Raw genomic sequence first — 12,865 nt, 5'->3', positions numbered from 1 at the left:
ATTAAATTGATGTTTTTAGTTCTAAAATTGAAAGGCAGAAAAGGCGTATTTGAAATAGAAAATATTGCAATATTCTATCTATAATTTTTTTTAGTTGTTAACCCAAAATATCAAAATTATGAAAGTCAAGAAAATTACATTTTTTATTTTAATGTGTTTTGTACAAGGTTTTTCGCAAACCTATGTATCAACAACAGGAAACGATACAACCGGTACGGGAACCGCCGCGCTCCCGTATAAAACCATTGTAAAAGGAGTTCAGGCCGCGCCATCTGGAGGAACAGTTTTAGTGCTTTCCGGAACGTATGCCGTAACGGGACCAATTTTTGTTGGAAAGCCATTAACCATTCAAAAAAGCGGATCTGGCGCCGTTGTTGTAAATGCTTCAGGATGGACAAGTACTGATACGTATGTTTTAGGAATTGTGAATACAAGCAATGTTACTATTGATGGTTTAACGATTTCGAACAAAATTGGAAACGGAAGTAAAGGAATCTGGATTTTAGCCAATTCTGGTGCAACAGCCAATTTGAATAACATTACAATCAAAAATTGTATTGTTAAAAATATCGGCTGGATTAGCAATAATCTTTCGGCGATTCCTGCAAACAGCGGTATTGTTACCAATGCCATAAAAGTCGACGGAGGAAACGGAACATATGCCATTACAAACGTAAAAATCGAAACTAATGAAGTTGCAAATTGCGCAACAGGCTGGGGAGAAGCTGTAACCGTAACTGGAAACGTAAACGGATTTTCGGTTTCAGGGAACACAGTTTATGACATTGCCAATATTGGAATCGTGGCCGCAGGAAATTATTTATCAACTGGAGCAGCAAGCAATAATCAGGCACGAAATGGTATCATTGCGTCAAACGAAGTTTTTAATTGTATGAGTGCCGTTGCAAACAGCGCAGGTATTTATGTCGATGGCGCTTTAAATTGTACGGTACAAAGAAATGAAGTGTACAGATGTGGAGTAGGGCTCTCTGTAGGTGCAGAACAAAATACTTCAACCGGAAACGGAGGTCTTTCTACAGGACATATTGTAAACAACAATTCGGTTTATAACAATGTTATAACCGGAGCTATTTTTGGAGGCGTTAATGGTTCTGGTTATACTACAAGCGTGGGAAATACCAAAATCTTCAACAATACTTTTTACAAAAACAGAACCGGAGCAACGATTAACGGAGTTACTACTATTCAGGGAACTGCAGTTTCTACATTAGCCGATATTTACGGTGGAGAAGTGCATTTTCAAAACAGTTCGGGAATTATATACAAAAACAATATTATGTATGCGACAACGGGTAAAAAAGCATTTTTAGCTTCTTACGGATATACGATTTCAAGTTTTGTTTCGAACTACAATTTATATTACAGAGAAACAAATACTGACTTTATCATCGACTTAACGGGAACAAGTTTTAACGGAAGTTCTACAACCGGATCGTATAATGCGGCGCAGTTTGCCACAGCAACCGGACAAGATGTAAATTCTGTAGTTGGTTTACCAGGATTTACAAACGCTGCTGCTTTTAATTTTACGCTGGCTTCGGGAGCTTTTGCTACTGATAAAGGTGATCCAACGTATAGTAGTACAAATTCGGGAACTTTAGATTTCGACGATGATATTCGAAAAAGAAATGGAAGAATTGATATTGGTTGTTCAGAATTACAAACAGGATCGACCTCCAAAAAAGCAGCAACTACAGTAGCTGCCGAAGAACAAATTGCCCCAAGCTTTTCTGTTTTCCCAAATCCTGCTTCAGATGAAATCAATATCAATTTCGGAAAAAGTGTCAATTCAGCCCATATTATTTTATTGGATTTAAACGGAAGAGAACTTTTAAAACAAGATTTCAGTTCGGTTGAATCAGCAAGAATTAATATTTCAAGTTTGAAGGTCAATTCACAATTAATAATTCTTCAAATTAATGCCGATAACGAAATAACGCACAATAAAATTTACTTAAAATAATACTATTGAGGAGCAGAAGAATTTTTTCTTTTGCTCCTTTCTATTTTTTTCAAAATTCCGTACCTTTTTAGAATGAAAAATTACAATGTAAACCGAATCGAGAAAAACATTTTACAAATAAATGGTTTGGGTGATAATCCTTTTTGGGATAAAGCAGAAACATTAACCGATTTTACTTCGCCCTGGAGTGATTTAGAACCTGAAAAAATCGAATTCAGATCTTTATGGGATACTGAAAATATTTATTTCTGCTACAAGGTTTACGATGATAACATTCACATTGACAGACAAGACGATTCTATTGACAGCATTGGAGAATCTGATAGAGTTGAGATATTCTTTAGAACTGATGAAAACCTAAATCCTTATTATTGTTTAGAAATTGATCCTACGCCAAGAGTAATGGATTTTATTGCTTCTCCTAAAAAGAAATTTGACTTTGACTGGAATTGGCCAGAAAATAATCTGTCGGTAAAATCAAGTATAAAAAGCGATCATTTTATTGTAGAATTCGCCATAAGCATTCAATCGCTGAAAAACTTTCATTTAATAAAAGATAACATTATTGAAACCGGGATTTTCAGGGCGAAATACATCAAACAGGAAAATAAATTATTTGAACCAACCTGGATTACATGGGTAAACCCAAATACAGAAACTCCAAATTTTCATATAGCCAGTTCTTTTGGAAAACTAATTTTAGGCTAGCTACATAAAACATAGCCAGTGGTTTCAACCACTGGGACGCAATGTGAGCACAATGAATTATCATAACTCGTTTCCCACGGTTGAAACCGCGGGCTATATTTGCCAATCTTTGATGGATATTTTTAAACACATAGAGACATAGGTTTTTTGTGTTTTAAAGAAAAGTGTTTTAAATTTTGAAACGCTGACTTTAGGCTATCTATAAAAACATAGCCAGTGGTTTCAACCACTGGGACGCAATGTGAGCACAATGAATTATCATAATTCGTTTCCCACGGTTGAAACCGCGGGCTATATTTGCCAATCTTTGGTGGATATTTTAACGTATAGAGACATAGCTTTTCTACACAATCTTGTCATTCCGAGGAACGAGGAATCTTCACAAGAAACTCTACAAAGATTGGCGATTCTCCATGCGGAGTTACTCGCGAAGATCTCTCCTTCGTCGAGATGACAAGATTGTGTAGAAAAGCTATGTTTGTTAATGCAAGTGAAACGCCTTTTAACCGCAACAAAACCTATGTGTTAAAAAAAGAACTCTATAAAAAATAATCCTTAGCGTTCTCCGTATTTACAATATCAATTGGAAGTAATTTTTCAGGACTTATCTCTTTCTCAAAAATAAAATGCTCAATTAAACTTGTAGTTCCTAAATACGCCTGACGTTTCGGGTTTTGATGAATCAAAAAATCAATCGTTTTATTATTCAGATATTCCAAATTATTTTCTAATAAATCGTAACCCACAAGCGCGATTTTCTTTTCAGGATTTTTGGCAATAATTTTTGCAACCTGATACGCTTTAGAAGTCGTTACAAAAAGACCTTCAATAGCTGGATTTGATTCCAGATATTCTTTTAAAGTAGTTTTAAATTGAGGATGTTTTACTTTAAAGGTTTTAATTTCGAATTTTCCGGTTTCCAGATTTTCAAAATAATCCCTGAAACCTTTCTCTTTTTCCTGCATGTGAATGGCATTTTCGTAATCTTCATCAATATGAACAATTGCGATTGTACCTTTCTTAATCAATAAATCTAATAAACGTGCAGCAATTCTTCCGCTTTGAAATAAATCCTGTCCAACAAAACTTTTTATCGCACTCGATTTAAGCTGATTATTAAAAATACTCGAAATAATACCTTTAGAATTATAAGTTTCAATAGCGTCAAGAGCTTCTTTATGGAATAACGGCACAAGCAAAACCGCATCTGGAGAAGAATTTAATACGTTTTGATTCGTTTCTACAAAAGAAGCCGTACTTGTAGGATCAAACAGGAAAATCTCCACTTTTACGTTAAAAGATTTAAACTCTTTTTTGGCATCGTTTATACCATCAATACAAGGCTGCCAATACGGATCGTTTGCAGAATCAGGAATAAGGACACAAATCGAGTAAATCTGAGTTTTCTTTAAACTTCGTGCCATTAAATTAGGCTGATAATCAATTCTGTCCAGAACTTCATTCACCTTTTTCAGGGCATCTTCAGACACTTTTCCTCTTTTATGCAAAACACGGTCAACAGTCCCTTTTGAAACTCCTGCAAGTTCTGCAATATCCTTAATTGTATAAATCTTATCCATATAGAAACAAATATATATAAAAATCAAATATGAGAAAATATTAAATTACATGTGTTCGAAAACATTTTTATTGTGTTCGAGCACATTTTAACACAATTTTCTTTTTTTATAAAATATTAATATATACTTTAGCCGAATATTAATCATTACTCATCATATTAACGATATAATTGTCAGATTAATATTTATTTTTCGATTTATAAGAGAAATTTTCAATATCTAAAAATTGCAAAATAATCGCTTTTACAAAATCATTTTTAAAAGCCGAAAAACGACCAAAAACCTTAAAAATAATAACCAATTAATAATACTATTTAAATGAGCAAAAGTAAACCTACTCTCGTGATCCTGGCGGCAGGTATTGGAAGTCGATATGGAGGATTAAAACAGTTAGATACATTTACGCCCGAAGGAGATACCATTATGGATTTTTCGATATATGATGCATTGCAGGCAGGTTTTGGAAAATTTGTATTTATTATAAGTAAAAACATCGAAGAAGAGTGCAAAGAGATATTCAATAAAAAATTAGAAGGAAAAGCTGAGGTAGGATATGTTTTTCAGGAAATTGAAAATGTACCGCCGCAATACTTAAATCCGGAAAGAAAAAAACCGTGGGGAACCGGACACGCACTTTTAATGGCAAAAGATGAAGTAACCGAAAACTTCGCAATCATAAACGCCGATGATTTTTACGGAAAGGAAGCTTTTGAAATCATGGCAAAAGCCTTGACTGAATTAGATAAAGAATCATACAATTTTAATATGATGGCATATCTTTTAAAAAATACCGTTTCAGATCATGGCTTTGTTTCCAGAGGTGAATGTCAGGTTGATGAAAATAATTACTTGACGGATGTTACAGAACGTACGCATATCGAAAAAATAGACGGGAAATTAATGCGTAAAGACGATAACGGAGCATTTATTCCTATTGATGAAAATACAATCGTTTCTATGAATTTTTGGGGCTTTACACCAAAATGTTTTGAATTTGGAGGTGCACTTTTTGAGCAATTCCTAAAAGAAAACGAACACGATTTAAAAGCCGAGTTTTTTATTACATCTGTCGTAAATGAGATTTTAAAATCAGATAATGCGTCTGTCGAAGTACTTCAGTCCAATGCAAAATGGTTTGGAGTAACCTATAAAGAGGATAAAGAAATAGTAAAAAAAGAAATTGAAAAGTTAAGAGCGCAAAAAGTTTATCCAACAAATCTTTGGTAATATGACAGCCGAACAACTAAAATTTATATTCGAACAGTTTGACCATATCGAGGTTTTTAAAACCTTCGAAGAACTGTCTTCCGGTCATATTAATGACACGTATTTACTAACGACTCAAAGTGGTAAACAATTTATTTTACAGCGTATTAACGAAGGTGTTTTTAAAGATGTTCCGGGATTAATTGCTAATAAAGTAAGCGTTAGTAAACATTTACAGAAAAAATTAAAAAATTTATCTGAAGCTGAATTAAAGCGCAGGGTTTTAACTTTTATCGGAACAAAAAAAGGCATTTTTTATTATCAGGACAAAGATGGAAATTTCTGGAATGTAATGGTTTATATTGAAGGAAGTTTGACTTTTGAAACCGTAAACAATGAAGAAATTGCATACGAAGGAGGAAAGCTTTTTGGTGAATTTTTAAACCTGACAAGCGATTTTGACGCCAGAAAATTGACAGAAGTAATTCCGAATTTTCATAATATGGCATTTCGTTATTCGCAGTTTGATACCGCTTTAAAAGAAGCTTCAGAACAAAGAATTGAGCAGGCAAAAATATTAATTCAAAATGTTCAGGATTTAAAAGAAGAAATGCATATTCTTCAAAATCTAAAAGACGCTAAAAAAATTAAACTTAGAGTAACGCACAACGATACAAAAATCTCCAACGCACTTTTTGACCAAAACAAAAAAGGACTTTGTGTGATTGATACAGATACGGTTATGCCGGGAATTATTCACTATGATTTTGGAGACGCAATAAGAACAATCTGCAACACAGCAGCCGAAGATGAACAAAATCTTGATTTGGTAAACTTCAATTTAGAGTTTTACAAAGCATATGTAAAAGGATTTTTAGAAAAGACAAATTCATCGCTTTCAACATTGGAAATAAAATATCTTCCGCTTGGTGCCAAAACAATGACTTTTATAATGGCACTTCGGTTTTTAACGGATTTCCTAAATGATGATGTGTATTATAAAACAGAATATCCGGAACATAATTTAGATCGTTCAAGAAACCAATTCAAATTGATTGAAAGCCTTACCGAACAATTCAGGGAAATGGAAGATTATAATTTGAATTTCATTGGATCATTAAAATAAAAAAGATGAAAAAATATGTAATTACCGGAGGTGCCGGTTTTATAGGAAGCCATATTGCCGAACATTTATCGAATCAAGGACACCAAGTTTTGATACTTGATAGTCTTAGAACGGGATTCGAACACAACCTAAACGGATTAAATGTTGAATTTGTAAAAGGTGACATTCGCGATGAAAATTTGGTTAATGAAGTGATAAGCGGAGCAAGCGGTGTTTTTCATTTAGCAGCTTTAGTAAGCGTTCCCGAATCTCTTTTGAAAATCAAAGAATGTATCGAAATCAATACTATCGGAACAATTAATATTCTCGAAGCAGCAAAAAATAATACCGATTGTAAAGTTGTATTGTCAACATCGGCAGCGAATTATGGAAACAATCCGGTTTTACCAAAAGTTGAAACCATGTTTCCGGAACCAATGACACCGTACGCAATCACCAAATTAGACGGCGAATATTATTTAAAAATGTATTTAGATCAATATCAGGTTCCAACCGCATCTTTAAGATATTTCAATGTTTTTGGTCCGCGTCAAAATCCAGAATCGGCTTATGCGGCGGCTGTGCCAATTTTTATTAATAAAGCACTTCAAAATGAACAGATAATCATTTATGGAGACGGTTCGCAGACAAGAGATTTTATTTATGTAAAAGATGTAGTAAAAGCTAATATTCTCGCTTCGCAAAAAGGAAATGAAACTTATAATGTCGCTTTAGGACACAGCACATCGGTTTTAGAATTGGCCGAAAAAATTATAAAAATCACCAATTCTAAATCTCAGATCAAATTTTTAGACGAAAGACCTGGCGATATTAAACATTCAAAAGCCAATCCTGAAAAATTTAATCAGTTAGGGTTTAAGCCAGAATACACAATTGATCAGGCATTAGAAGAAACCATTCTTTTTTACCATCAGGAATTAGTCAGCAAATAATTTTTAGACAAAAAATACAATGCATGAGAATATTTAAACACATAGAAACATAGGTTTAAATATGTATAAAAAAGAATACCAAAGAAACAAGTTTCCACACATAGCCTATGTTTGTTAATGCAAGTGAAACGCCTTTAAGCGCAACAAAAAACTATGTTCCTATGTGTTAAAATAATGACAACAAAAGACAAACCAAACAAAAACCAAAAATATGTCACAAATCGATCTTACCTTAAAAAAAGAGCAAAACAGCACTTTGATTCCCATGGTTATTTTAACCTCTTTGTTTTTTATTTTTGGATTCGTAACCTGGTTGAACGGGCCGCTGATTCCATTTTTTAAATTAGCGTGTGAACTAACCGAATCACAATCGTATTTTGTGACGTTTGCCTTTTATATTGCCTATTTTGTAATGGCGATTCCGTCTTCATTTTTAATCGAAAAAGTAGGTTACAAAAACGGAATTTCATTAGGATTGGGAGTAATTGCTGTTGGAGCACTTTTGTTTTATCCCGCCGCCGCATCAAGAACTTTTGGATTTTTCCTCATCGCATTATTTGTAATGGGAACCGGTTTAGCCGTTTTACAGACAGCAGCAAATCCGTATGTCGTTGTAATTGGCCCGCGCGAAAGTGCCGCAGCAAGAATCAGTGTTTTAGGAATTGCCAATAAACTGGCAGGTTTTCTGGCTCCGTTATTATTGACTTCTTTGGTTTTATCTAATATTGGAGATTATTCTGCAGATAAGATTGCCGTTATGACTTCGGTTCAAAAAGAAAGTGCTTTAGATGCGTTGGCTTTGCAATTGCAGACTCCGTATATCTATATGGCAGTAATTATGGTGGTTTTGGCTGTTTTGGTAAAATTTTCTCCACTTCCTGAAATCAATTTAGACGATGAAGGACAAGTAGAACATTTAAGTATTTTCAAACAAATAAAACAAGCCTTCAAACATCCGCAATTGGTTTTTGGTGTAATTACTTTAATGGTTTATATCGCCGCAGAAGTTTTGGCCGGAGATTCCATCGGCGGATTTGGAAAACAATTGGGAGTTTATGGCGAAAGCGGTTCTTTTTACTTAAAACTGACTTCATTCACCATGACTTTTATGGTTATCGGATATATTTTAGGAATTACTTTGATTCCAAAATATGTTTCGCAGGTTTCTGCCTTAAAAGTATCAGGATTTTTAGGACTTATTTTGGTTGCCTTAATCGTAATACTTTCTCCAAAAATTATGATTCAGTTACCGGGAATTCCACAATTGCCTGTAATAATTATTCTAGTTGCTTTATTAGGTTTAGCAAACGCACTTTGTTGGCCGGCAATTTGGCCAATGGCGCTTCAGGATTTAGGAGGATATACAAAAATTGGTGGCGCAATTCTAATTATGGGAATTATCGGCGGAGCAATTTTCCCGTTATTTTACGGTTTACTTGCCGATACAATCAACACTTCAAATGCATCCGAAGGAATCACCGAAACTGCAAAAAGTGGAAATCAATTAGCGTATTTAATATTATTACCAGCCTATTTAATGATTGTGTTTTTTGCTTTCAAAGGGCATAAATACAGGAAATGGTAATTAACCCAAAGTAGGGTCATTGCGAGGAACGAAGCAACCGCACTAAAAAACTCGACAAAGATTGACGACTTAGTTTGCGGAGTTTCTAGTGCGATCTCTCCTTCGTCGAGATGACAAGATTGGGAGTAACCTTATAGAACACAAACATTTCATTTAAAAATAAAAAAGCACTCAAACACCCACATTTGAAGTGCTCCAGCTCAACTCATGCCTTTTTTAACCCAAAAGACATTCAAAAAAATAAATCAAACATATTAAAAACATCCACAATGTTAAAAAGTAAAATAGACAAAGCAACCGGTTTTGAAAAACGCTTCGAAAACATCAACACCGTTGTTTTTGAAAATTCAGGTGAAGCTTCAAAAGCTGTTGCGCAGGAAATTGCAGCTTTAATTCAGTTAAAACAAAAAGAAAATAAACCTTGTATTTTGGGACTTGCAACAGGTTCTTCTCCAAAAGGATTGTATGCAGAACTGGTAAGACTTCATAAAGAAGAAGGATTGAGTTTTAAAAACGTAATTAGTTTCAACTTGGATGAATATTATCCAATGGAACCTAACTCAATCAACAGTTACGTTCGTTTTATGAAAGAACTTTTGTTTGACCATGTTGATATTTTACCTGAAAACGCGCATGTTCCAGACGGACTTTTAACAAAAGAACAGATTGCAGATTACTGCCACGAATACGAAGCTAAAATTGAAGCTTTAGGCGGAATCGATTTGCAGATTCTGGGAATTGGAGGAAACGGACATATTGGTTTTAACGAATCCGGTTCACTTCAAAACTCAAAAACAAGATTAGTCGCTTTAGATCATATTACAAGAGTTGCCGCAAGCAAAGATTTCTTCGGATTAAACAATACACCAAGAACAGCAATAACGCTTGGAGTTAAAAAAATCATGGAAGCCAAAAGAGTAATTCTTTTAGCTTGGGGAGAAGGAAAAGCAAATATTGTAAAAAGATCTGTTGAGGATGAAGTTACAAACAGAGTTCCAGCTTCTTTTTTACAAGAACATGATGATGCGGTTTTTATTTTAGATAAAGAAGCTTCTTCGAAATTAACGAGAATAAACAAACCTTGGCTGGTAGAAAAAATTGTCTGGACAGATAAATTAACTCGTAAAGCAGTTCTAGGATTGGCACTTGATCTTAAAAAGCCAATTTTAATGCTTACCGACGCCGATTATATCGAAAACGGAATGAGCGATTTACTAGCAGATTCTGGCCCGGCATACGACATCAATATTAAAATATTCAATAAACTTCAAAACACAATCACAGGCTGGCCTGGAGGAAAACCAAATGCGGAAGATACCAACCGTCCTGAAAGAGCAGAACCAGCAAAAAAACGTGTATTGATTTTCAGTCCGCATCCTGATGATGATATTATCAGTATGGGAGGAACTTTTATGCGTCTGCAGGAACAGGGACATGAAGTTCATGTGGCTTATCAGACTTCTGGAAATATCGCTGTCGCGGATGATGAAGCATTACGTTTTGCAAGATTCGTGATTGATTACAATGAAAAATTCAATATTAAAAGCGAAGAAGCAGATAACATTTATAAAAAAGCACAAACGTTTTTAGAAAATAAAAAGAACAGTGAAATTGATATTCCAGAGGTAAGATACATTAAAGGATTAATCAGAAAAGGAGAGGCGAGAGCAACAAGTCATTTTGTTGGTTTGACTGATGATCAGATTCACTTTATGGAACTTCCATTTTATGAAACCGGAACTATTGAAAAGAAACCAATCGGACAAGAGGATATTCAATTGACAATGGATTTAATCGAAAAAATCAAACCGCATCAAATCTATGCTGCAGGAGATTTAGCAGATCCGCACGGAACGCATAAAGTTTGTCTGGATGCGATTTTTGAGGCTGTAAAAGCTTTAAAACCAAAACCGTTTATGAACGACTGCTGGTTATGGTTATACAGAGGAGCTTGGCAGGAATGGGGAATTGATGAGGTTGAAATGGCAGTGCCAATGAGCCCTGACCAAGTTTTAGCAAAACGTCACGGAATCTTCAAACACCAATCTCAAAAAGACGGAGTTGTTTTCCAGGGGACAGATGCCAGAGAATTTTGGCAGAGAGCCGAAGACCGAAACCGAGAAACCGCACAAGTCTACCAACAAATGGGACTTTCAAGCTACGCAGCAATGGAGGCTTTTGTGAGATGGCACTTTTGAGTGTTCAGTGTTCAGGATTTAGTGTTCAGTAACTGGTTTTACTAAACATATACATGATTAAAAGCTGAAAACTAAATCCTGAACACTGAACACTATTTTTTTAATCTGTGGCAAAAAATAAAAATAATAATAAGTAAAAATGGCATTAATAAAATCAATTTCAGGAATACGAGGCACAATTGGCGGGGTTGTCAATGAAAATTTGACTCCCGTAAATGCGGTCAAATTTGCCGCAGCTTACGGAATGTGGCTTAAAAGTGAAAACTTAAATCAATCATTAACCGTAATTATAGGGAGAGATGCCCGAATTTCTGGAGAAATGATCAGCAATCTGGTTTCGAATACGCTTACGGGTTTAGGAATTAATGTGGTTGATATTGGTTTATCAACAACACCAACTGTTGAGGTTGCGGTAACATTAGATAAAGTAGATGGCGGAATCATCATCACGGCAAGTCATAATCCAAAACAGTGGAACGCTTTAAAATTACTAAATCATAAAGGAGAATTTTTAAATGCTGAGGCTGGAGAAAAAATCCTGAAAATCGCAGAAGATGAAAATTTTCTATTTGCAGAAGTAGACGATTTAGGAAAATACGAAAAGAAAGAAGGTTATATCGAAAAACACATTGACGAAGTTTTAAAATTAGCTTTAGTTGATGTTGAAGCCATTAAAAAAGCCAATTTCAAAGTGGTTGTAGATGCTGTTAATTCTACGGGAGGAATTGCGATTCCGAGTTTATTGGAAAAATTGGGAGTTGAATGCGTGAAATTATATTGTGAACCAAACGGACATTTTCCGCATAATCCGGAACCTTTAAAAGAACATTTGACAGATATTTCAGAATTGGTCGTAACAGAAAAAGCCGATTTCGGAATAGTGGTTGATCCTGATGTTGATCGTCTGGCGATTATTTGCGAAGACGGTTCAATGTTTGGCGAAGAATACACTTTGGTCGCTTGCGCCGATTATGTTTTGGGAAAAACAAAAGGCGATACGGTTTCTAATTTATCCTCTTCGAGGGCATTACGAGATATTACTTTAAAGCATGGCGGTAGATATCAGGCAAGTGCGGTTGGCGAAGTAAATGTTGTCGAACTTATGAAAACTACAAATGCTATAATTGGAGGAGAAGGCAACGGCGGAATTATTTATCCGTCATCACATTACGGACGAGATTCGTTAGTTGGAACGGCGTTGTTTTTATCGCATTTGGCAAAGGAAAAAGTTTCGTGCAAAACGCTTCGAGAAAGCTATCCTGATTATTATATGAGCAAAAGTAAAATTGAGTTAACACCGGAAATTAATGTCGATGAAATTTTGGAAAAAATCACTCAAAAATTCAAAAATGAAAACCCAAATTGTATCGATGGCGTTAAAATAGATTTTGACGAAGAATGGGTGCATTTAAGAAAATCAAATACAGAACCAATCATTAGAATTTATACCGAAAGTAACTCGCAGAAAAATGCAGATGAACTGGCAGAAAAATTCATCTCGGTCATTAAAGAATTACTGTAAAATAATCGTTCAAAATTGATTTTG

The 12,865-nt window shown here is 34.8% G+C and carries 9 protein-coding genes; 8 read left to right on the top strand and 1 reads right to left on the bottom strand.

The window, feature by feature from the left end; translation table 11 throughout:
- Positions 1 to 118 precede the first annotated feature (118 nt).
- Together NLJ00_RS23810 and NLJ00_RS23805 are read left to right on the top strand one after the other, a co-directional pair.
- Entirely contained in the window at positions 119 to 1,984 is a 1,866-nt protein-coding gene (locus tag NLJ00_RS23810) for a T9SS type A sorting domain-containing protein (RefSeq protein WP_256635662.1), read from the top strand.
- A gap of 72 nt (positions 1,985 to 2,056) precedes the next feature.
- A complete protein-coding gene (locus NLJ00_RS23805) occupies positions 2,057 to 2,692 on the top strand; it encodes a carbohydrate-binding family 9-like protein (RefSeq protein WP_256635661.1) in 636 nt (211 codons plus the stop codon).
- A 539-nt stretch (positions 2,693 to 3,231) separates the two neighbouring features.
- On the opposite strand, the gene NLJ00_RS23800 is transcribed toward NLJ00_RS23805, so the two are convergent.
- Positions 3,232 to 4,272 (bottom strand): LacI family DNA-binding transcriptional regulator, encoded by a 1,041-nt coding sequence (locus NLJ00_RS23800; protein WP_180858122.1) that lies wholly within the window; start codon positions 4,270 to 4,272, stop codon positions 3,232 to 3,234.
- A gap of 318 nt (positions 4,273 to 4,590) precedes the next feature.
- Between NLJ00_RS23800 and NLJ00_RS23795 the strand changes: the two genes are divergently transcribed.
- From NLJ00_RS23795 to glmM, 6 genes are all read left to right on the top strand, one after another.
- The gene (locus NLJ00_RS23795) at positions 4,591 to 5,499 is read left to right on the top strand and encodes a sugar phosphate nucleotidyltransferase (protein ID WP_053473962.1); all 909 of its coding nucleotides are present in this window, start codon (positions 4,591 to 4,593) and stop codon (positions 5,497 to 5,499) included.
- Between the two features lies 1 nt (position 5,500).
- Complete coding sequence (locus NLJ00_RS23790) at positions 5,501 to 6,604, top strand: phosphotransferase enzyme family protein (RefSeq protein ID WP_053473963.1); 1,104 nt, start codon at positions 5,501 to 5,503, stop codon at positions 6,602 to 6,604.
- A 5-nt stretch (positions 6,605 to 6,609) separates the two neighbouring features.
- Positions 6,610 to 7,536 carry an NAD-dependent epimerase/dehydratase family protein gene (locus NLJ00_RS23785; protein ID WP_256635660.1) on the top strand — a complete coding sequence of 309 codons (927 nt, stop codon included), beginning with the start codon at positions 6,610 to 6,612 and terminating at the stop codon, positions 7,534 to 7,536.
- 211 nt (positions 7,537 to 7,747) lie between these two features.
- Positions 7,748 to 9,121, top strand: a complete 1,374-nt coding sequence (locus NLJ00_RS23780; protein ID WP_256635659.1) for a sugar MFS transporter — start codon at positions 7,748 to 7,750, stop codon at positions 9,119 to 9,121.
- Positions 9,122 to 9,390: 269 nt separating this feature from the next.
- Complete coding sequence (nagB, locus tag NLJ00_RS23775; RefSeq protein ID WP_256635658.1) at positions 9,391 to 11,319, top strand: glucosamine-6-phosphate deaminase; 1,929 nt, start codon at positions 9,391 to 9,393, stop codon at positions 11,317 to 11,319.
- Between the two features lie 139 nt (positions 11,320 to 11,458).
- Positions 11,459 to 12,841 carry a phosphoglucosamine mutase gene (glmM, locus tag NLJ00_RS23770; RefSeq protein ID WP_256635657.1) on the top strand — a complete coding sequence of 461 codons (1,383 nt, stop codon included), beginning with the start codon at positions 11,459 to 11,461 and terminating at the stop codon, positions 12,839 to 12,841.
- Positions 12,842 to 12,865 lie beyond the last annotated feature (24 nt).

Source organism: Flavobacterium panici (assembly GCF_024499525.1).
Lineage (GTDB): Bacteria > Bacteroidota > Bacteroidia > Flavobacteriales > Flavobacteriaceae > Flavobacterium > Flavobacterium panici.
This window is presented reverse-complemented; position numbering and strand designations above follow the sequence as displayed.

What these genes read in the sequence shown, in the direction of transcription:
- NLJ00_RS23780 (WP_256635659.1), top strand. Translation starts at nt 7,748, where the DNA reads ATGTCACAAATCGATCTTACCTTAAAAAAAGAGCAAAACAGCACTTTG.
- NLJ00_RS23785 (WP_256635660.1), top strand. Translation starts at nt 6,610, where the DNA reads ATGAAAAAATATGTAATTACCGGAGGTGCCGGTTTTATAGGAAGCCAT.
- nagB (WP_256635658.1), top strand. Translation starts at nt 9,391, where the DNA reads ATGTTAAAAAGTAAAATAGACAAAGCAACCGGTTTTGAAAAACGCTTC.
- NLJ00_RS23800 (WP_180858122.1), bottom strand. Translation starts at nt 4,272, where the DNA reads ATGGATAAGATTTATACAATTAAGGATATTGCAGAACTTGCAGGAGTT.
- glmM (WP_256635657.1), top strand. Translation starts at nt 11,459, where the DNA reads ATGGCATTAATAAAATCAATTTCAGGAATACGAGGCACAATTGGCGGG.
- NLJ00_RS23805 (WP_256635661.1), top strand. Translation starts at nt 2,057, where the DNA reads ATGAAAAATTACAATGTAAACCGAATCGAGAAAAACATTTTACAAATA.
- NLJ00_RS23790 (WP_053473963.1), top strand. Translation starts at nt 5,501, where the DNA reads ATGACAGCCGAACAACTAAAATTTATATTCGAACAGTTTGACCATATC.
- NLJ00_RS23810 (WP_256635662.1), top strand. Translation starts at nt 119, where the DNA reads ATGAAAGTCAAGAAAATTACATTTTTTATTTTAATGTGTTTTGTACAA.
- NLJ00_RS23795 (WP_053473962.1), top strand. Translation starts at nt 4,591, where the DNA reads ATGAGCAAAAGTAAACCTACTCTCGTGATCCTGGCGGCAGGTATTGGA.